General features: G+C 71.2%; 24 protein-coding genes. 7 read left to right on the forward strand and 17 right to left on the reverse strand.

The features are described 5' to 3' along the window. The first annotated feature begins 134 nt into the window (after window positions 1-134). The 4 genes from ACGFML_RS14415 (at window position 135) to ACGFML_RS14430 (ending at window position 3,335) form a co-directional block, all read left to right on the forward strand. Window positions 135-830, forward strand: coding sequence for a PAS domain-containing protein (locus ACGFML_RS14415; RefSeq protein WP_393543456.1), 696 nt, complete (start codon window positions 135-137; stop codon window positions 828-830). A 145-nt stretch (window positions 831-975) separates the two neighbouring features. Further along, window positions 976-1,437, forward strand: coding sequence for a universal stress protein (locus tag ACGFML_RS14420; RefSeq protein WP_393543458.1), 462 nt, complete (start codon window positions 976-978; stop codon window positions 1,435-1,437). Window positions 1,438-1,523: 86 nt separating this feature from the next. Further along, window positions 1,524-1,739, forward strand: coding sequence for a dodecin (locus ACGFML_RS14425; RefSeq protein WP_393543460.1), 216 nt, complete (start codon window positions 1,524-1,526; stop codon window positions 1,737-1,739). A 153-nt stretch (window positions 1,740-1,892) separates the two neighbouring features. Next, window positions 1,893-3,335, forward strand: coding sequence for an amino acid permease (locus tag ACGFML_RS14430; RefSeq protein WP_393543462.1), 1,443 nt, complete (start codon window positions 1,893-1,895; stop codon window positions 3,333-3,335). Window positions 3,336-3,501: 166 nt separating this feature from the next. Here the strand turns inward: ACGFML_RS14430 and ACGFML_RS14435 are convergent, their stop codons facing one another. The 17 genes from ACGFML_RS14435 to ACGFML_RS14515 all read right to left on the reverse strand — a co-directional run bounded on the left by ACGFML_RS14435 (window position 3,502) and on the right by ACGFML_RS14515 (window position 15,289). Then, complete coding sequence (locus ACGFML_RS14435; RefSeq protein ID WP_393543463.1) at window positions 3,502-3,765, reverse strand: hypothetical protein; 264 nt, start codon at window positions 3,763-3,765, stop codon at window positions 3,502-3,504. Continuing rightward, a complete protein-coding gene (locus ACGFML_RS14440; RefSeq protein ID WP_393543465.1) occupies window positions 3,762-4,028 on the reverse strand; it encodes a hypothetical protein in 267 nt (88 codons plus the stop codon). The genes ACGFML_RS14435 and ACGFML_RS14440 overlap by 4 nt, the downstream gene beginning before the upstream one ends. An 83-nt stretch (window positions 4,029-4,111) precedes the next feature. Beyond that, a complete protein-coding gene (locus ACGFML_RS14445) occupies window positions 4,112-4,966 on the reverse strand; it encodes a peptidoglycan-binding protein (protein WP_393543467.1) in 855 nt (284 codons plus the stop codon). 122 nt (window positions 4,967-5,088) lie between these two features. Beyond that, window positions 5,089-5,730 carry a hypothetical protein gene (locus ACGFML_RS14450; protein WP_393543468.1) on the reverse strand — a complete coding sequence of 214 codons (642 nt, stop codon included), beginning with the start codon at window positions 5,728-5,730 and terminating at the stop codon, window positions 5,089-5,091. Window positions 5,731-5,787: 57 nt separating this feature from the next. Beyond that, window positions 5,788-6,009, reverse strand: coding sequence for a hypothetical protein (locus ACGFML_RS14455; RefSeq protein WP_393543470.1), 222 nt, complete (start codon window positions 6,007-6,009; stop codon window positions 5,788-5,790). After that, complete coding sequence (locus tag ACGFML_RS14460; RefSeq protein ID WP_393543472.1) at window positions 6,006-8,378, reverse strand: hypothetical protein; 2,373 nt, start codon at window positions 8,376-8,378, stop codon at window positions 6,006-6,008. Before ACGFML_RS14460 ends, ACGFML_RS14455 begins: the two co-directional genes overlap by 4 nt. Continuing rightward, on the reverse strand, window positions 8,365-9,210 hold the full coding sequence (locus ACGFML_RS14465) for a hypothetical protein (RefSeq protein ID WP_393543474.1): 846 nt from the start codon (window positions 9,208-9,210) through the stop codon (window positions 8,365-8,367). The genes ACGFML_RS14460 and ACGFML_RS14465 overlap by 14 nt, the downstream gene beginning before the upstream one ends. A gap of 6 nt (window positions 9,211-9,216) precedes the next feature. Next, window positions 9,217-10,497 (reverse strand): hypothetical protein, encoded by a 1,281-nt coding sequence (locus ACGFML_RS14470; protein WP_393543476.1) that lies wholly within the window; start codon window positions 10,495-10,497, stop codon window positions 9,217-9,219. Between the two features lie 80 nt (window positions 10,498-10,577). Next, window positions 10,578-11,069 carry a hypothetical protein gene (locus ACGFML_RS14475; protein WP_393543477.1) on the reverse strand — a complete coding sequence of 164 codons (492 nt, stop codon included), beginning with the start codon at window positions 11,067-11,069 and terminating at the stop codon, window positions 10,578-10,580. Between the two features lie 87 nt (window positions 11,070-11,156). After that, on the reverse strand, window positions 11,157-11,729 hold the full coding sequence (locus ACGFML_RS14480; RefSeq protein ID WP_393543479.1) for a hypothetical protein: 573 nt from the start codon (window positions 11,727-11,729) through the stop codon (window positions 11,157-11,159). Window positions 11,730-11,870: 141 nt separating this feature from the next. Next, complete coding sequence (locus tag ACGFML_RS14485) at window positions 11,871-12,182, reverse strand: hypothetical protein (protein ID WP_393543481.1); 312 nt, start codon at window positions 12,180-12,182, stop codon at window positions 11,871-11,873. 116 nt (window positions 12,183-12,298) lie between these two features. Beyond that, on the reverse strand, window positions 12,299-12,589 hold the full coding sequence (locus tag ACGFML_RS14490) for a hypothetical protein (RefSeq protein ID WP_393543483.1): 291 nt from the start codon (window positions 12,587-12,589) through the stop codon (window positions 12,299-12,301). A gap of 240 nt (window positions 12,590-12,829) precedes the next feature. After that, window positions 12,830-13,414: a phage tail protein gene (locus ACGFML_RS14495; protein ID WP_393543485.1), complete on the reverse strand. Its 585-nt coding sequence runs from the start codon at window positions 13,412-13,414 to the stop codon at window positions 12,830-12,832. 89 nt (window positions 13,415-13,503) lie between these two features. Next, window positions 13,504-13,911: a hypothetical protein gene (locus tag ACGFML_RS14500; protein ID WP_393543487.1), complete on the reverse strand. Its 408-nt coding sequence runs from the start codon at window positions 13,909-13,911 to the stop codon at window positions 13,504-13,506. Between the two features lie 294 nt (window positions 13,912-14,205). After that, on the reverse strand, window positions 14,206-14,403 hold the full coding sequence (locus ACGFML_RS14505; RefSeq protein ID WP_393543781.1) for a helix-turn-helix domain-containing protein: 198 nt from the start codon (window positions 14,401-14,403) through the stop codon (window positions 14,206-14,208). After that, window positions 14,403-15,056 (reverse strand): hypothetical protein, encoded by a 654-nt coding sequence (locus ACGFML_RS14510; protein WP_393543488.1) that lies wholly within the window; start codon window positions 15,054-15,056, stop codon window positions 14,403-14,405. The genes ACGFML_RS14505 and ACGFML_RS14510 overlap by 1 nt, the downstream gene beginning before the upstream one ends. Then, complete coding sequence (locus tag ACGFML_RS14515; protein WP_393543490.1) at window positions 15,053-15,289, reverse strand: WhiB family transcriptional regulator; 237 nt, start codon at window positions 15,287-15,289, stop codon at window positions 15,053-15,055. The genes ACGFML_RS14510 and ACGFML_RS14515 overlap by 4 nt, the downstream gene beginning before the upstream one ends. 234 nt (window positions 15,290-15,523) lie before the next feature. On the opposite strand from ACGFML_RS14515, the gene ACGFML_RS14520 reads away from it, so the two are divergent. From ACGFML_RS14520 to ACGFML_RS14530, 3 genes are all read left to right on the forward strand, one after another. After that, complete coding sequence (locus ACGFML_RS14520; protein ID WP_393543492.1) at window positions 15,524-15,964, forward strand: helix-turn-helix domain-containing protein; 441 nt, start codon at window positions 15,524-15,526, stop codon at window positions 15,962-15,964. A 14-nt stretch (window positions 15,965-15,978) separates the two neighbouring features. After that, window positions 15,979-16,392, forward strand: a complete 414-nt coding sequence (locus tag ACGFML_RS14525; RefSeq protein ID WP_393543494.1) for a hypothetical protein — start codon at window positions 15,979-15,981, stop codon at window positions 16,390-16,392. A 145-nt stretch (window positions 16,393-16,537) separates the two neighbouring features. After that, window positions 16,538-18,931 carry a GH92 family glycosyl hydrolase gene (locus tag ACGFML_RS14530; RefSeq protein ID WP_393543496.1) on the forward strand — a complete coding sequence of 798 codons (2,394 nt, stop codon included), beginning with the start codon at window positions 16,538-16,540 and terminating at the stop codon, window positions 18,929-18,931. The last annotated feature ends 16 nt before the right edge of the window (window positions 18,932-18,947 follow it).

Consider the following 18,947-nt stretch of genomic DNA (forward strand, 5'->3'; position numbering starts at 1 on the left):
CAGCGTGACCGGCCCGGTGTGCGGGGCGACGCCGGGCAACTGCATGATTGTGCAGTGGTTTTTCGCCATTCGGTCTTGCGGACGGGCCGAGATGGCGTATGCGGAGGGACGAAGCACACGAAGAGGACGGGGCCATGGGCACAGGAACGGGCGACGGGAGCGCCGGCGAGGGCACGGACGGGACGTGCGCAACGCCCGATCCGGCCGGACCCTACGCGGGCGGCCCCTGGCGCAACTACTTCCTGATCCTGCTCGACCGCATCCCCACCCCGATCGCGGTCTGCCACTCCGACGGCGAGGTGCTGATCGCCAATCCGGCGATGGCCGCGCAGTGGGGCACGGCTCCCGGACAGCTGCGCGGCCGCAATCTGCTCGACCTGTTCCAGCCGCGGGACACGGCGCAGCTCCGGCGGATCGAAGAGGCGATCCGGCTGGGCCGTCGGTCGCGCTACCCGGTGGCGGTCCAGTGGCGGGTGGGGTCCGACGGTCCCGAGCTGGAAGGGGAACTGACGGTCGATCCGGTGGGCGATTCCTCGGTACGGCCACCCGCGCTGCTGGCGCTGCTGCGGGTCCGCGACACCGACCCCGCGCCCTCACCCGCGCCGCGCGGCGCGGCCAGCCCCATCGAGGCGCGCATCCTGGCGCTGGCCGCCGGGGGCGCGACCACCGCCTCCATCGGCGGCGCCCTGGGGCTGACGGTCGACGGCGTCAACTACCACCTCACCCGGCTGGCCCGCCGCTGGCGGGTGCAGGGCCGTACGGCGCTGGTCGCCAAGGCGTATGTGCTGGGTGTGCTGGCCGCGGACAGCTGGCCGCCGGCGCCCGCCTGACGCCCGGGTCCGGACGGCGAACGGTGGGCTGGAGACGGCGAGCGGCGGGCTGCGCGCCGCGGACGACCGCGGACTGCGGGGCACGGCACGTTCGCGGCGTGGCCCGGCGGCCCGTCAGCACGCCTGTGCGGATAACCTCCCTGCTGTGGACGACAGCACTCCCGCGCCCTTCGAGCGCGGCACGGACGGGCCGAAGGTCATCGTGGTCGGGGTCGACGGCTCCGACTCGTCGTGGCGCGCCGCCGCGTACGCGGCCGGGCTGGCGCGGCGGCAGGGGTCGAAGCTCGTCCTGGTCTATGTGCAGCCGGTGCTCGCGGCCGGCGCGGCGATGGGCGCCCCGGTCGTGGATGCGACCAACGAGGTCGCCGAGGAGCTGATGGCCGAGATCCGCCAGGCCACGGAGCGGCTCCAGGGGATATACGACGTGCGCTGGGAGTTCCACACGCTGCGCGGTGACCCGTACAACGGCATGGTGCAGATGGCCGACGAGCTCAAGGCCGACGCGGTCGTGGTCGGCGCCTCGGAGTCGGCCGGGCACCGCATCATGGGGTCGGTGGCGGTCCGCCTGGTCAAGGCCGGGCGCTGGCCGGTGACGGTCGTGCCGTAGCCGTCGCTCCGCTGGTGGGGCGCGGCGGCCTGAGGCACGGTGGAAGGTGGACGGGCGGAGCGCCGCCCCGGCCGAGGGAGACCACCGTGACCGATCGCACGTATCGCGTGACCGACATCGTCGGTACGTCCCAGGAGAGCGTGGACGCCGCGATCAAGAATGGCATCAAGCGGGCCTCGCAGTCCCTGCGCAATCTCGACTGGTTCGAGATCAGCGAGGTCCGGGGGCATATCGTCGACGGCGAGATCGACCACTACCAGGTCGGTCTCAAGGTCGGATTCCGGCTGGAGGAGACCGACTGACATCCCGGCCGCCGTTGGCGCCGGTTGCCGTCCCGCACGGGTACGACTTGCCCGAAGTCCCGGCTCTTTTAGGGAGTCGCCTTTCCTGGCGGCCGCACAAGGTCCATGATGATCCGCCGTCGGACCACGACGGAGCCTACGGAGGGATCACGCATGGGCCTGCGCGCGGGACAGGGCGTATTGCGCCGCAAACCGATCGAACACATCGAGGAGCCGGAAGGCGAGGCGAGCCAGCAGCTCACCCGCGTGCTGGGCCTGTGGCAGCTGACCGCGATCGGCGTCGGTGGCATCATCGGCGCGGGCATCTTCACACTGGCGGGCACGGTCGCGAACGGGAAGGCCGGACCCGCCGTTCTGATCTCCTTCCTCGTCGCGGGCATCGCCAGTGCCGCGGCCGCCTTCTCCTACGCCGAATTCGCCGGACTGATTCCGAAGGCGGGCTCGGCCTACACCTACGGATACGCGGTACTCGGCGAGCTGGCGGGCTGGTTCATCGGCTGGGACCTGCTGCTGGAATACACCGCGATCGTGGCGGTGGTCGCGATCGGCATCTCCGGCTACTTCGGTTTTCTGCTCGGCGAGCTGGGCCTCGATCTGCCCGCCTGGATGCTGGGCGCACCGGGAACCGGCCCGGGCCACCGGGTGGACCTCTTCGCCGCGATTCTCTGTCTGCTGATCGCCTATCTGCTGACGCTCGGCATCAAGAACGCCGCGCGCTTCGAGACGGTCGTGGTGGGGCTGAAGGTCCTGGTCGTCATCGTCGTGATCGCGGTCGGGTTCTTCCACATCAACACCTCCCACTACGAGCCGTTCTTCCCGTTCGGGGTGAGCGGCGCGTTCACCGGTGCGGCCACCGTCTTCTTCGCGGTCTTCGGGTACGACGCGATGAGCACCGCGGCCGAGGAGTCCAAGGACGCGCAGCGCCACATGCCGAAGGCGATCATGTACTCGCTGGCGATCTCGATGGTGCTGTACGTCCTGGCCTGCCTGGTGCTGACGGGTATGCAGGACTACAAGGACATCGACCCCGAGAGCGGTTTCGCGACCGCGTTCAAGTCGGTGGGCCTGAGCGGGCTGGCGGACGTCATCGCGGTCGGCGCGATCATCGGCATCCTGACGGTCATGTTCACCTTCATGCTCGGTGTGACCCGGGTGTGGTTCTCGATGAGCCGGGACGGGCTGCTGCCGAAGTGGTTCGCCAAGACCAGCCCCAAGCACCATGTGCCGACCCGGGTGACGTGGATCGTGGGCGCCGCCTCGGCGGCCATCGCCGGCTTCCTGCCGATCGGTGAGGCCGCCGAGCTGACGAACATCGGCATCCTGCTGGCGTTCGTGGTGGTCTGCGTCGCGGTGATCGTGCTCCGCTACAAGCGCCCCGACCTGCCGCGGACCTTCCGTACACCGGGCATGCCGGTGGTCCCGGCGATCGGGGTCTGCTTCTCGATCTGGCTGATCACCTTCCTGGAGTGGCAGACCTGGGTGCGGTTCGTCGTGTGGTTCCTCATCGGCCTGGTCATCTACTTCTGCTACTCGTACAAGCGGTCCGAGCTGGCGAAGGCACGACCCGCGGCACCCGAGGCGGGCGACGACGCCTGACCGGCGGCACGCCGATGCCGTACGGCAGCCCGGCCGTACGGCATCGGGGCGGGCCGCAGCGCCGCGCACCGGTGCGGGCTCGCGGGCCCCGGGCGGGAGTTCGGGCACCTCCTGAGGGGTGTCCCGTAAAACCATTCCGCACGCGAGGGGGGGGACGGGACGCCCCTCAGTGGCCGAACGTCCCGTAGAGCGCCGTCAGCAGGGCGAGTACGCCGGTGAGGGCGGCCAGGGACGGCAGTGGCCAGCGGCCGCGCTCCAGGGCGTCCAGCCGGGACTCGTGCTCGGCGAGCTGACGGTCGCTCTGGTCGCTTCGCTGCACGAGCAGCGCGAGGGAGCCGTCGACCCGGGCGAACCCCGTCTCGACGGTGCCGCGCAGCCGCTCCAGTTCGAGCGCGACGGCGGCGGCGTCAGACGTCGTGGGGTCCCTCATCGGCGGCCCCGGCCCTCGGGCGAGGGGGCTGCCGACCCGGCGTCCCGGGACGGGTCGAGGGTGCGCAGCCATCCGGGCAGCAGCCGCTGTACGTCGGGGAGCGCCATGATCCGGGTGAGCGCGCCCGCGGCGGCGAGCGCGCAGCCGGCCCAGGGCAGGGCGGCGGAGACGCCGGCGGCCTCCACGACGGCGGGGAGGACGAGCGCCAGGGCGAGGGCGGTCTGCAGGACGGTACGGGCGGTGTGCTTGGCGGCTTCGGACATGGAGGCTCCTCGGGAGTCGAGTGCGGACGGGCCGGCGGCGGGGGCCGCCGGGCCCGGGGGCGACCGGGCGGGTTCCCGCGGGGTCAGCCGCCGGCCGGCACCCGCAGACGGTCCCAGCTGACGCGCCCCGGTATGCCGTCGGCGTCGGCTCCCGTGTATCCGAGCTTGCGCTGCCAGGCGGCGTAGGAGGACCGGTCGGCCGGTGACCAGGCGGGCCCCGGCCCCTGGGTGTAGCGCCCGCAGCCTTCGGCGACAAGGCGCCGGCCCATCGCCGTGACCACCGGGCTGCGGCGCCCGGTGGTGAAGAACGGGGCGCCGGGGAACGGGACGGCGTCGCGCGGTGGTTGCGTGGGAGCGGAGCCGAGGCGCCGGGCGATCCGGGCGCGCATCGCCGCCATGGAGAACGACGGGTCGATCTTTCGCGTGGTCCATTCCTTGTGGCCGATGACGCTCGCCGCGGTCCAGCCGTGCGCGCGGCAGACGGCGGCCGAGACGCGCTCCACGGCGGCGAGCTGGCCCTCCGGGTAGGGGTCGCGGCCGTTTCCGAGGTTCTCGATCTCGAATCCGTAGAAGTGGACGTTGCCGTCGATCGCGTCACGACCGGGCCGCGCCGGCGTCGCGGACTCCGCGCACACGGCGTCGTAGGTGGCCCGTGCTCCGCGCCCCGCGTGGTTGGTACGGCCGAAGCCGACCAGGTGCAGCGCGCCGCTCTTGGTGAGGACACCGACGCACAGCGGGCCGGGCAGGTCGTCGAGGCCCGCCTCGCACAGCGCGACGCTGTCGGTACCGGCGGTGTGATGGAGCATCACACCGTTCACCGGCCCCCAGGGGCCCTGGTGATTGCGGTTGTGGCCGCGCCAGCCGTCGTGCTCGACGACGTGGACGCCTTCGGCGCGCAGCGCGGCGAGGAAGCGGTCGGGGGTGAGGGGTGTGGACATGGAGGGGTCTCCGTCGGGGTGTCGGGATACGGGAAAGCCCCCCTTTCGGGGGGCTTTCCCGGGAGAGCGGCCGGCGCGGCCGGTGGCGTGAGCGGGCCGGGCGGGACTTCGGGCTCCCTCGCCTAGGTGAGGGGGTCGACCCGGATGAAACGGTTGTCGAAGGTGGCGGTGCTGGTGGCCACGCTGGTGCGGTAGTTGGGGACGGCGGTGTAGACGATGCCCGGCGTGAGCCCGGTGACCGGGGACTGGCTGGAGACCGACGTCCTGCCCGTGCCGGTGCTCACCGCGGCCCGGTCGTCCGACGGCGCCACGGTGACCGTCGTGCCCTGCTTGACGGCCACCGACATGAAGGCGTTGGCGGTGGCGGCGGTGCCGTTGGCGACGGCGCCCACGGTCACCATGACCATCCCGGACGGCGGAGCGGCGAAGGAGACCGCCAGCACGGTCGGGACGCCGGTCAGCGTCTCCGCGTAGGAGGCCGAGACGGACGTGCCCGGCGTGTAGTTGATCAGGAACGCGGGGCTGGGTGAGACGAGCGCCCAGACGGTGCCCGTGTAGTAGGTGAGCCGTCCCGGGTTGGACAGCCAGGCCACCATGCCGGCCACCGGTGCGGTGACCTTCGCATCGCGGCCCGAGCCGTCGGTGAAGCGCAGCACCGTGCGGCCGTCGACGGCTTCCGCCAGCGACTGGAGGTGCGTGGGAATGTCGGCGGTGTCGGCCTGTTCCGGGTAGGGGAGGTTGCCCAGCGGGGTCAGCTTGCTCATGCGGACCTTCCTGTGTGGTGGTGGCCCGGCGCTCGGCGGGCCGCTCGGCTGGCTGGTTCAGGTGCTCAGTGGCGGGGGCAGGGTGTCCGGGCTCATGCCTTCGTCTCCGGCGCGGGCGGCGGGGTCGTCGATCGGCACCGGCAGCGCGGGCGACGGGTCGGGAGGCGGCCAGGTGCCGCCGCCCGGGTCCTGGCCGGGCGGCCGGGGGCCGTCGGGGTCGTCGCTCCCCGGGAGGTCCGGCGACGGCGTCAGCGGGTCCTTCGGCAACGGCCGGCTCATGCGGGGGTTCCTTCGGTCAGCCGGAGTGCCCGGTAGGTCGTCCGCGCGGCGGTGATGTCGGCGAGCGTCGGGTACGCCGCGGTGATCGCGGAGTACGGGCGCTGCCGGCCGAAGTCGGGGTCGACGGGCGGATCGGCGGTCAGCCCCGTATCGGTCGGCAGGCCGTTGTAGGCGGCGCCGCGCAGCGTCAGGGTCTGCTGCGGCACACTGCCCGCGGTGCAGATCGTGCGCGAACCGACCACCCAGGCAAGGGTGTCGAGCGCGGCTCCGGAGGAGTCGACCACCCGGACGACGTCGCCGAGCTGGATGCGCGGGTCGTGGAGCACCTCGACCTCGCCGAGCACCGGGACCGGGTAGCGGCCGGCGTCGAGCATGGTCTGGGCGAGGAAGTACGCGCTGGTGGAGGACTGCACCCACGCGGAGTCGGGCGCGGTGTACTGCTGTGTTCCGTAGTACGCCTGGCTCGGCGGGCTCCAGCGGGCCCACACCCGCTGCTTGGGTTCTGCGCCGGGCTTCAGGGAGACGATTTTCACGGACGGTTTGCCGTCCTTGGTGACGGTCCACACCGTGGCCGCGCCGCGGTTGGTGAACCGGACGATGAACGACGGGCCTTCGCGGCGGCAGGTCACGGTGACGGATCCCTTGACCGCGCTCCCGCCGGTGGCGGCGGTGCCGAAGCGGACCTTGCTGCCGCCGGTGAGCGGCACGACGTCGTCGTCGGTGACCGGCGGGCCGACGTCCGCCTCGTCCTCGGCGACGGCGTACGAGACCTCCACGGACCTGCCCGGGTCGATCCTGCGGATGGTGGTGTCGTTGACGACGGTGCCGGTCACGGCGCCGATGCCGGACCAGTCCTGGTAGGGCTGTTCGCAGTGGTTGCGGCAGGCGTCGATCTCCTCCGCGACGGTGAGCGACGCGATCTCGCGCCGTGTGGTGACCGTCAGATCGGGGCCCGACGGGGTGGTCATGAAGCGGGTGGCATTGCGCCAGCGGAAGACGCCGTACTCGTCGAACTCGGCCGTGGACAGGGTCGTCCGGGCGATCTCGGTGATCGTTTCCCACCGGGAACCGCTGACCGCGGGCACGGAGAACAGGGGCAGCGTCGGGGCGTCCAGCGTCGCGCCCTTGGTCCAGCCGTTCTGGCGCCATTCCCCGGCCGGATAGCCGGCGGTGTCGGCCCAGACCCGGTCGGTGACCTGGAGGCACTCGGTGGCCATGTCGGTGGTCAGCTGGATCTGGTTGAGCTCGGAGAGCGACTGGGTTCCGTTGGCGTCCGAGAACGTCCACTGCCCGCCGACCCAGTACGAGCCGTCGGGGCCGGTGAGGCGGGGCTGGACGGTGGGCTGCACGGTGGTCCCGGAGACCACGGTGTCGACCATGAAGCCGAGCTGCCAACGGCCGCGCAGCGAACCCAGCTTGGCCGGCGACCAACCGACCGTCGCGCCGGCTCCGCCGACCTTCCCGGAGGTGATCTTCACCTGTCCCGCGGCGATGTCGAAGAGCGCGGTGATGTGCCCCATGACGCCGGCACTGCGGTCCAGCAGTACCTTCAACTCGACCGTATTGCCCTTGGCGAGCGAGGTGTTGACCCAGCACTCGACCTGGAAGACCTTGCCGGGCACGGAGAGGCGCGAGCGCGGCATCCAGGACGCGGTCAGCCCGGCGGCGTTGGGCATGACGGCCATCTCGAAGGGCGCGCCGTCGCGGATCCACTGGTAGTCGGCGGGGGCGGGCAGGGTCTCGGGCTGGCCGTGGCTGGCGTTGAACCCGCCGTGCAGGGAGGCGTAGAGCACGGTGAACGGATCGGTCTCGTCCGGGTCGAAGTCCGGCGCCCTGGGGGGCGGGCAGGTGTGGATGCCGCCCTGTCGCAGCAGTTCGTCCACACACCAGATGTCGCTGGCGACCGGACGGCCGTAAAGGAACCCGTGGTACGGGCGCGGCAACCGGGCCGGCCCGCGCAGCCGTTCGGCGCCGTCCAGCGCCTGCACGGTCACGGTGTCCGTGCCGGACTCCGCGGACCGGGAGCGGACCGTGCCGCGGAAGGCGGGCAGCGTGGCCCCGGCGAGACCGGCGCGGTGCACGACGGACTGGCCGGGACGGGCCACGTCGCCGGTCGACCGGTCCGCCCAGGCCGAGTACAGCCGCGGGCCGGATACGCCGTCGGTACCGGCGAGCTGTACCTCCAGCTGCGCGGAAGCACTGCCGGCGAAGGCCCGCATCGCCTCCGGCAGATCGGTGTTGTAGGCGCGCTCGACGGTCCACGACTGCACCTGCGGTCCGACCTCCGCGCCGCCGAGGCGGGTCGTGTGGCCGAGCGAGCGCACCGGCGCGGCGAGGCCCCCGTCCAGGGCGTCGTCACTGGTCAGCACCGAGCACCTCCACCAGGTCGATGCTGATGTTGCGGTAGGGCAGCCGGGAGGCCGGGGTGTCCGTGAAGGCCGTGACGGCCAGGGCCGGGCAGCCGTCCCCCAGGGCGAACGCCGTAGGCGGCTCGCCGTAGGTGAGGCAGGCACCGCCCAGCCCGACCGTGCCGGTGCTGCCGGGCGCACCGACCGGCGTCACGAACGCGGCCCCTTCGGGCGCCGCACCGGTGACCGCCCATCCGGGCGCGGCCGAACTGGCCAGGTACTGCCCGTCGATGTCCTTCCAGTCCAGCTGCGCCCGGCACAGTCCCGGATCCCAGTCCGGAGGGACCGACCACGAGACCTGCATCCCGGGCATGACCGGCCAACCGGCCCAGGTGCCGTGCCGCCACCCGATGACGGTCGCGGGGTCCTGGCAGTCGCCGAGGACCGCATCGCCGATGAAGCGACTGATGGTGAGGGCCCCGGTGACGGTGAACCAGTGGTCGCGTCCCCCGGGCCGCTCGCTCTGCGCGGCGGCCTGGAGCGGATCGAGCAGGTTCACCGATGCCGGGTCGAGAACGGCGAGCCGGCCGCCCGCGTAGACGTTCCTCCCGAGCGTCCCGACGCCGCGGACGCGGCGCGCGAGCCGCGTCAGGTGCTGGGCGTCGGCCGGCTCCAGCCACTCCCAGGAGAACTTGAGGCGGCGGGTGGTGCGCGGCGGAGCCACGACGGTCACCCGTCCCTCCAGCGAACGGAACTCGGTGACGTTGAGTTCGGCGCTGCGATCCCAACTGCGGGCCGCCTGCGTGATCTCACGCAGCAGACCGGGCGGGCCGATCCAGAGATTTCCGGCCATGGGGTCTCACCTCCGGGCGAGCTGGCGCTGTCCGAGGAGGACGGCGCGGGCGATGGTCTGGGAGTCGACCTGGATCTCGACGGGCCGCTCGGCGAGGCTCTCGACGGCCTGGGCGAGTCGGCGCAGTGCCGAGCCGCCGCCGGACCCGGCGAACATGCGCTCCAGCCGGCTCAGCGGGATCACCGCCTCGGGCTCACCCGCCTCGGCGAGCAGCGCGAGCCGGCCGCCCTGCCGCGGCGGGACGATGCCGCCCTGGGCGAGGGCCGGGATGTTCGGCAGCGTCGGGATGTGGAGCCCGAAGCTGCGCCCGCCGACGACGGGCACCCAGTCGGGGATGTCGACGTGGATCCTGTTGAGGCCGCGGATGGCGCCGTTCAGTGCGGTGATCAGTCCGCGGATCGGGGCGGTGAAGAGGTTGACGACACCCCGGAGAACGGGCTTGAGGAAGTTCATCGCGGACGAGGTGGCCGACTGGATCGCCTTCCAGGCGATCTGGAAGCCCTTCTTGGCTATCTGGACGACCTTGTCCATGTTGACGAACTTCGAGATGAGGGGCTGCAGAAGGCTCACGACGAGGCCGAGGAGATTGGCCTTCATCGCCGTGTTGAGGCCCTTCTGCGCGAGGGTCGCGCCCTTGAGCCCCTTCCCCATGCCGCCCATCGACTTTCCCGTACGGTCCGCGCCCTTGCCTGCCTTGCCGACGGACCTCTCCACGGCATCGGCCTGGCTGCGGACCTCCCGCAGCGCCTTCTGCGATCCGGTCGCGGCGGTCTTGAGCCGGTCCAGCGCGGACTTGAGTTTGTCGGCGCCGCCCTTGGCCTTGCCGAGCGCGGTGCCGCTCTGACCGACCGCGGTCTTCATCCGGTTGACGCCGGTGACCCCCTGGGTGGCCGCGCCACGGAGGCGGTCCAGCGAGGTCTTGAACTTGTCGGTGCCACCCTTGGCTTTGTTCAGGCCGGTGGATGTGGCCCCGGCCGTGGTGCCGAACTTCCGCAGGGCACTGCCGCCGGTGCCCGCGTCGCGTCCCAGGCCGGTGACCGAGCGGCCCGACCTGTCGGCGGTGGCACGCAACTTGGTGAGTGCCCCCGAGAGGGCGTCGCCGCCTCGCTTCGCCCTGCCCAGAGCGCTGTTCGCCTGGTTCGCGGCGTTCTTGGACCCGTTCAGTCCGGAGGCCGCCTGGGATGCGGCGGTTCGGACCCGGCTGACCGCCGGAGCCGCCTCCGCCGCGGAGGACTTGAAATTTCTGAGCGCGGAGGAAGCGCCGCGCAGACTCGCTACCAGCGACACCGTGCACCTCGTTCACTCGATGTGGACATGGGCCACCTCTCCCTGTTGTGTTGTGTCGCCCGTTCCGGCGGCGCGGACTGCTACAGCCCGCCCAGCGCGGCGACAAGGCTCTCGACACGGTTCTCGATCCGCTCGAACTCGTCGGCCACGCCCTGGAGGTCGCGGCCGGCCTCCGCCCGCATCGACCGCAGGGACCTCTTGGCCTCCTCGGCGGTGTTCTGCGCCTTGCCGGCGTCACCGGCCACGGTGGTCACCCGGCGGCGGAGCAGCTCGATGTCCTCGCGCAGCTGGCTGGGAAGCTCGTTGCGCGCCCGCGCCCGGCCCTCGGCGATCTTGTCCTTGATCGCCTGGATCGGATCGAAAACCGTGTGTTCGAACTTGGCGATGGTGAAGTTTCCGGTCACCAGGTTCGCTTCCGCCTTGAACGCGGAAAGCTCGACCTGCTTCACATAGGTGCGGGAGACCTTGTCGTCCCAGAAGGCGCCCCAGTTCTTCTTGAAGGTCTCCAACTCACCCTTGACGAAGGACCCTACGACGCCATCGCCTTCGGATTTCGGTGTGCTTTGTGCCATACGAACTCCCTGTCAACGCGGAAAGCCGCCCCGTGGACTTCGCACGGGACGGCTTTTCCAGTGAAGAGAACCGGCAGAGCGGCGGGGTCACCCGACGGACAGGCGCCATCCTTCGCAATCCGGCATGCTGATCAGCACCGGGCCGGGAATCCGGAACGTCCCCCTGCGGTAGGAAGAGGAATCGACCACCACCTGCTCGCCGCCGGAAACCGGGTCGTACCGGATTCCGCCCGACTGCCCGTCGCCCTCGAAGCGGAACTCCACGCTCACCGGACCGCCGATGTAGCGCAGTACGTCGTATCCCGCTCCGGAGCACGGTCGCGTGTCCGTGAGCTCGGTGAGGGCTGCGGCCGGGATTTCGCTCAGCCGCCAGCGCGCGAACCCGCCGGCACTCCCCTGCGGCATCCGCCGCTCCACCGTCACGTGGGTGAAGGTCGCCGGCAGTACGAGCCGGTGCGGCCGCCGTCCGGTCGTCCCGATGATTCCCCCACCATGGATCACACGGTGCCGTGTCTTCTTGACCGGGTGGACGGCGAATTCGCTCGTCCAGCCTCCGGCCACCGACAGGACGAGAGGACGACCGAGCCCCTCCTTCGCCACCTCGATTTCTCTGCCACGCCATCCGGACCAGCGCCGGACGTCCGACTTGTCAGCCGCCACGGAGTTCCCCTCCCCAGAGATAGGTCAGCGGGTCTCATCCTGCACCCATCGGGCAGTGGTACCGATGGGTGCAGGAAAAACCAGGTAGGGGAATTCCTCTTGCCCGTTCGGCCGGACGTCCGGTGCCCGACCCCAACCGTCTCATCGGAAGAACTCCCGGAGTTCCGTTCGCCTTTGCTCGTCGGAGTCCGGCGGGCCGGAAGGCGGTGCGCCGTCCTCCGGCCCGCCGTCGGACGAGGCCCGTCCCGCCGACTCACCGGGGCGCGGCACCGGCTCCGGGTAGTCGAGGGGCTCGGCGTCCTCGTCCCGGTTGACCGAGGCGAACATCCAGTTGGCCACGGCGATGTGGTCCACCACGGTCGCCAACAGATGGTCGGTGACCGACCATTCGGCCGCGTCCTGGTGAAGGGCGCGCGCGATGGAGCTGTCGCGCGGCAGATGGGCGAGCAGCACCGACAGCCGACGGGAGGAGAGTCGGCCGCGATGCCAGTCGAGTACGTCAACGCCGTAGTGGCGCAGCAGATCGGCTTCGAGGGCCTCGGCGTGTTCGTCGACGAACGCGTCGAGGCTCAGCCTTCCCCCAGGCCGAGCCCGGTCTCCTTGCCGTATGCCTCCAGGATCGCCGCCACGTCCTGCATGGTCACGTCGTGACGCTCGAAACGCTCGAACTGCCGCTCGCCGAGCAGCAGTCGCAACAGCCCGTCGACGTCGTTGTCGTCGAGGCCGCGCAGCGCCCTGGCCACGGTGCGGTCGAGCTCGGTGGGCAGCTCGAAGGTGTCGTCGTCGATCCGGAAGGACCAGGACTGGCCGAGCGCCTCCAGGCGCTGGGCTCGGGCCGCGTTGACGTTGAAGGAAGGCACGGGGCCTCAACTCCTCGTGAAGAGAGGTCGGAACGGGAACCCCCGGCGCCGGCGGCGGGGGCGGAGGCGGGGCGGGCCGGGCCACCAGGGGTCCGGCCGCACGCACCGAGGGTCCCGTCGCGGCACGGTGGTCCCCGGGGACCGGCCGTACCGCGACGGGGAGATCACCACATCGCGCGAGAACGCCACAAAGCCCTCAGGCGCTCAGCGGTCCCGCTCGCGAGCGGGGACGGGGGAAGGTCAGCTGTACGCCTTGTCCTTCATCAGGATCTTGGCCAGCGGCTGGCTGCCGTCCTCGACCGCCAGCGCGGTGAAGGTGATGCCCAGCTTGATCGCGCCGGTGCGGGTCAGCCCGAGCTCCTCGGTCTCGGTGACCTGGCCGCGCGGGACGACGATCCGGTAGGTGACGTCCGTGCCGTCCACGAACTCGATGCCGAGCTGGCGCTCGTCCTGCTTCGGGTTGGCCTGGAGGCTGTAGCTGAACTGACCGGGCGCGACGCCGGTGCCCGTCAGCGGCGTGGCCTGGTCACCGCCCATGAAGAACGGCAGCGTGTCCTTGTTCATCTGGAGCAGCTGGAACTTCACGGTCAGATCGCGGTCGGAGTAGATGAACCGGGCCGGGCTCACCGACTGCCAGGTGTCGACGGGGTCGATCTTGTCCTTCTTGTTGAACTTGATCCCGTCGGTGGTCGTGTAGCCGAGATCGACCCACGCCGTCGCGTCCCACGGAGCGACGGTGTCGGCGGGCGCGGGCTTGGCCAGCGCCGCCACCAGGATGCGGCCGGTGCCGGCCACGCGGATCTCGGAACCCTTGTTGCCTGCCATGTGAACTCCTCGAATCGGTGCGTTGGACATGCCGAAGGCCCCGCCGGTGCGGCGAGGCCCTGTATGAGGGGAGGCGGTGCCTCCCGGGGTCAGGCGGTGCGGATCAGCAGCCGCATTGTGGAGAGGTAGCGGTTGCCGGCCGGGTGGTTGTAGTCGGGCAGCCACCGTGGCCCGTCCGCCTCCACGACATCCGTGACGTGCGCGGTGCCGTAGCTCGTGCCGCGCGCCTGCAGCAGGGCGGCGCGGGCGGCGAGGGCGAGCCCGTGGGCGGCGGTCTTGTCCGGCCCGTAGACCTCCACGTCGACGAGCGGCCGGTCGAGGCCCAGGTCGTCGACCCAGGCTCCGCCGGTTCGCGAGACCAGGACGGCTCGCTGGGTGCCGTCGAATCCGGCGGGCGGCCGGTTGTCCACGACGGCCCCGGCCAGTTCGGCACGGTTCTTGAGGTGATCCACGACGAGGCGTTCCACGTCGGGAAAGACGATCAGGTCGTCACTCACATGCGGTCTCCTGCCGGTTGGCGGGTGGAAGCGGTGGACAGGGTGCGCGCGGCGCACCCGCCCCGGTGGATGGAGGAAGCGGGCGGACGGGACGCGCACATGCGAAACGGCGGGCCGCCAACCGGGGTTGGGCACAGCTCCGCCGCTGCCCCAAGTGTGAACGAGAACGCGCGAGCGCGCAACAAGCGGGCCCGGAACCGAAAGGCCGCTGGGGCGCATCATCCGATGCGCCCCAGCGGCCTTTCGGTTCCGGGCCGGCGGTGCCCGCCGGCCCGGCGTCCGGGAGCGACCGGTTCAGGTACGGGGTGGGGTCGTTTCATGGCGGCGCCGGGTGTTCCGCTCGGCGGCGAAGACGTCCTCCAGCCGGAACAGCTGGGCCCGGCCGCGCTTGTCCGCCGGGTGCAGGTGGCCCTGCTGGACCCACTTGCGGACGGTCGCCGCGGAGACCCCGGCCTCCAGCGCGGCCAGCGCCCCGGTCAGCAGCCCGGCGATCACCGGGGCTCCCCGTCCGCCGCCTCGGCCAGGGCCTGCGGCGCCAGCCCGCTGAGACGGGCGAGCTCCCCCCACTGCCGCTCGTTCCAGGTGTGGCGATAGGCGGGGCTGTCCACGCAGCCGCAGTCGCTGTCCCCGCACCGGCAGGCGGGGTTGATGCACAGCACCGCGCTCCGGGCCGGAAACGCCCGCAGCGACACCGAGTCGCACCACGGGCAGCGCCCACCCACATTCACCAGCGGCTCCGCCTCGCCGAGAGCCGTGGTGCAGCGGCGCGCCATCCGCCGTATCTCCGTACGCACATGCTGCGCGAGCACCGGGTCGGCGGCGATCCGGCCCTGCAGTGCGGCGATCCGCCGGAGCCGGGTGGGCACGTCCGCCTTGCGTGGACGCTGCTCCCCCAGGCGGTCGAGAACCGCCTCCTCCAGCTCGATCACACCGTCGGCGATGTCCCTGATGGCATCGGAGACGTGGATCCGGATGGGGGCGGCGCCGCCGCCGGCCGGTGCCTTGGGCGGCCGGCCGGGGCCGGAGCGGCGCGCGGTACGGCCGGGCGCCAGTTCCGTGAGCAGCTCGGGAAACTGCTTGATCAGCAGAGCGAGCCAGGCGTCGGAGCGGGCGGCCGACGGCACGGCCGGACGAGCGCTGCTCATGATGAGAACACCTCTCGGCCGTTGCTCCAGAGCCGGCCGGCGCAGACGCCGTCGAACCAGGTGTTCGCGGGGTCCACGGTGCGCAGGCACCGCTCGACGACGGGGCACGTGTTGCAGGCGCGCAACACGGGGCGGGCCTCATCGAGGCACCGGGAGAAGACCGAATCCGCCGGCAGACCGGCGCAGCGCGCGCGGGTCCGCCAGTTCAAAGCCAGGGAATCCTGCTGGTACATGGGCACTCCGAAGAGAGACAGGGTCACAAAGGAGTGTGGGGGAGGCGGCCGCCGTATCGAACATATTTGCGAGAACACAAGAATCCTTCCATGTTGCGAGCGAGCACGCAACTCTCACACTCTTCACACCCTCCCCACAGCCCCACTTCGGCCCCGTTCACCTGCAGGTGGGCGCGTTCATTTCGCTCGCGCACGCGCGTTACGCTGTGCGCGGATGGAGGGAGCTCGACTGCGATGAAGGACATCCTGGAGGATTTCGCAGCCTGGATGGAGGACCTGATGCGGTCCCGGGGCTACGACATCGATCACCCCCGAGGCGGCGGCCGGTCCAAGGTCGCCGACGACGCAGGTGTGCACCGCGCGGCCGTCACCCGGCTGCTGCAGCGTCAGAGCATGCCCGACCTGGCCACGATGCGCGGGCTCTCCCGCGCGCTCGACGTACCGGTACGCGAGGTACTGATCCGGTCGGGAAAGTTGACCGAAGACGATCTCCCCATGCCCGTGACGTACTCTCGGAACGGCGCAGCAGGCAGCCGGAGGATCACGCTCGAAGAGGCCGCTGAGCTCCTCGGAATTCCCGACGAGCGACGGGCACTCTTCCTCCAAGTGGCCCTCCCCTTCCTGCCGTCGGGCAAGGAGGAGCCTCAGCGGCGGAAGGCGGCCGGCGCCGGCTGAGGACGGGGCATGACATGGACAGGGGGGTGCTCATGGGCAGCGACGAAGAGGCGGCGGAACACGCGGACGACCGTCCGCCCACCCGGCGCCCCGGCGGCCCGCCGCACTCCCGGCAGGTCACCCTCGACTCCCGCGAATTCGCCGGGCTCTTACTGGAGATGGGGCGCGCGGCCACAGCGGGCGAACTCGGCGTCTACGACCGGGACGAACTCGACCGCGCCCGCGAGTCCGGCTACGCCCAGGGCTGGCAGGACGCCATGCGCTACATCATGGAACAGGGTGCCGCCGAACCCCACAGCACCTCGCTGGCCGAGGTCATCGCCCTGATCGACACCCCGCTCCCGTCCCCCCGCGCCAGCGACCTGCGCTCCCAGGAACCGTTGATGCCGCACCGCAAGCGCAAGCCCGGCGACCAGCGCTCGGGCTGAGGCGCCGCACCTGGACCGGGGCCCGGCCTGGCCACCCGCAACGCGCGGGAGTCGCCGCGCCGGCCCCCTTGACGTGCCCCTGGCCGCCACCAAGAATGAGCGCGCTCTGACAACGTTGTCGGACGGACTCGGAGGTTCTGACCCCATGTCATGGCTCAGACGACACCGGCCCAGTCGCCACCGGCTCGGTCGTCACCGGTCGCGTACCGCGGGAGTGGTGCTGGCGGCCGCCCTCGTCGGTGGCGCGCTCACCGTGCCCGCCGCGCAGGCGGAACCGCCCGGCGGCCGCCTCACCGATCTGGTCAACCCCTTCATCGGCAGCCGCAACGACGGCAACACCTATCCCGGAGCCGCCGTGCCGTTCGGCATGGTGCAGCTCTCCCCCGACACCGGCCACACCACCGGCTACGGCTACGACGACGACCACATCCGCGGCTTCGGCTCCGTCCACATCTCCGGTGTGGGCTGCGGCCTCGGCGGCGATCTGCCGGTGCTGCCCACGACGGGCGACATCACCGAGACCGACAACGCGAGGTACGCGGCCGCCTACAGCCATGACGACGAGTCGGCACGGCCCGGCTACTACCGTGTCGGCCTCACGTCCTACGGCGGGATCACCGCCGAGCTGACGGCCACCGCCCGCACCGGCAGGCAGCGCTACACCTTCCCTGCCACCGACAAGGCCAACGTGCTGCTCAACACGGGCCAGTCCCTGCACAGGACGGTCTCCACCCGCGTCGAGGTCCTGGACTCGCGCACCATCCGCACCACCATCACCGGCCGCGGATTCTGTCAGGACACCGAGCCGTACACCGTCCACACGATCACCCGCTTCGACCGACCGTTCGCGTCGTACGGGACCTGGGACGGGGAGAAGGTGACGCCCGGCTCCAAGGAGTCGACCGCGAGCGGCCGGCACGGGGCGTACGCCCGCTTCGACACCCGCGACGATCGTACGGTCGAGGCGACCACGGCCATCAGCTACGTCGACGCGGCGGGCGCGGCACGCAATCTGCGGGCCGAGGGCGGGCGTTCCTTCGACCGCACGAAGGCCGCGGCGGACGCCGCCTGGGAGCGGCGGCTGGCCCTGGTCGGGACGCGGGGCGGCGACCCGACACTGCGCCGCACCTTCTACTCCTCCCTCTACCGGTCCTTCCTCGCGCCGAACATCGGCAGTGATGTGGACGGCCGCTATACGGGCTGGGACCGAAGGACCCACCGGGCGAGCGGCTTCACCTACTACCAGAACTGGTCCTTGTGGGACACCTACCGCACCCAGGCGCAGCTCCTCGCCCTGCTCGCACCGCGTGAGTCCCGCGACATGGCGCGATCGGTGCTGCGGATCGACAAGGAGAGCGGCTGGCTGCCCAAATGGGGCTACGGCACGGTCGAGACGAACATCATGACGGGTGACCCGGTCACACCGTTCCTCACCAATGCCTATCAGCAGGGACTGTTGCGGGGGCAGGAGGCGGAGGAGGCGTACGCGGCGCTGAAGAAGAACGCCGACGGCGTGCCGCCGGCCGATTCGCCGGCCGTCGGGCGGGAGGCCAACGCCCGGTACCTCAAGGACGGCTTCGCGCCGTACGTCAAGGGCCGGCCGCACACCAAGCCCGGCGACTCCGACTTCGACCACGGCGCGTCGGCGACCCTGGAATACGCCCTGTCGGATGCGATGCTGGCCCAGATGGCGCGCGATCTGGGGCACCGGGCGGACGCCGACCGGTATGCGGGCCGGGCGCAGAACTACCGCAAGATCTTCGACAGTTCGACGGGCTTCTTCCGGGCCCGCGACGCGCAGGGCGCCTTCACCGGGCCCGCCGATCCCGCCAAGAGCGAGGGCTTTCACGAGGGCACGTCCTGGCAGTACCAGTGGCTGGTGCCCCAGGACCTGCCGGGGATGATCAAGCTGATCGGCGGCAAGGCCGGGGCGGAAGAGCGGCTTGACTCCTTCTTCGCCTACCAGGAGCTGCTGAAGGATCCGGCGAAGACGGCCCGCAAGGTGTGGGTGAACGGTCCGTACGACTACTACAACGCGGACAAGTACAACCCGCAGAACGAGCCGGATCTGATCGCGCCGTACACCTATCTCTCGACTGGTCACCCCTGGAAATCCACGGATGTGGTGCATGCGGCGCTGACGCTGTTCACCGACACCCCGAGCGGTATGACCGGCAACGACGACCTGGGGACGATGTCGGCGTGGATGGTGCTCTCGTCGATCGGGGTGTTCCCCGTCCAGCCGGGAACGGACAGCTGGGGGCTGAGCACACCGGTCTTCGACCGGGTGGACCTGACACTGGACCGGCGCTACTACCCGGCCGGGCACTTCACCATCAAGGCTCCGGGCACGTCGTCCGCGAAGCGCTATGTGCAGTCGGTCCGGCTGGACGGCGCCGAGCGGGACCGTACCTACCTCACCACCGACGACCTGCGCACCGGCCGCGAACTGGCGTTCTCCGTAGGGCCGAAGCCGTCCCGGTGGGGCACCGGCGACCAGGCCGCACCGCCGCCGGTGGGCACCTCGGCCGAGCGGTAGCCGGGCCGGGCAGGCC

This window comes from Streptomyces sp. NPDC048650, from assembly GCF_043199095.1.
GTDB lineage: Bacteria > Actinomycetota > Actinomycetes > Streptomycetales > Streptomycetaceae > Streptomyces.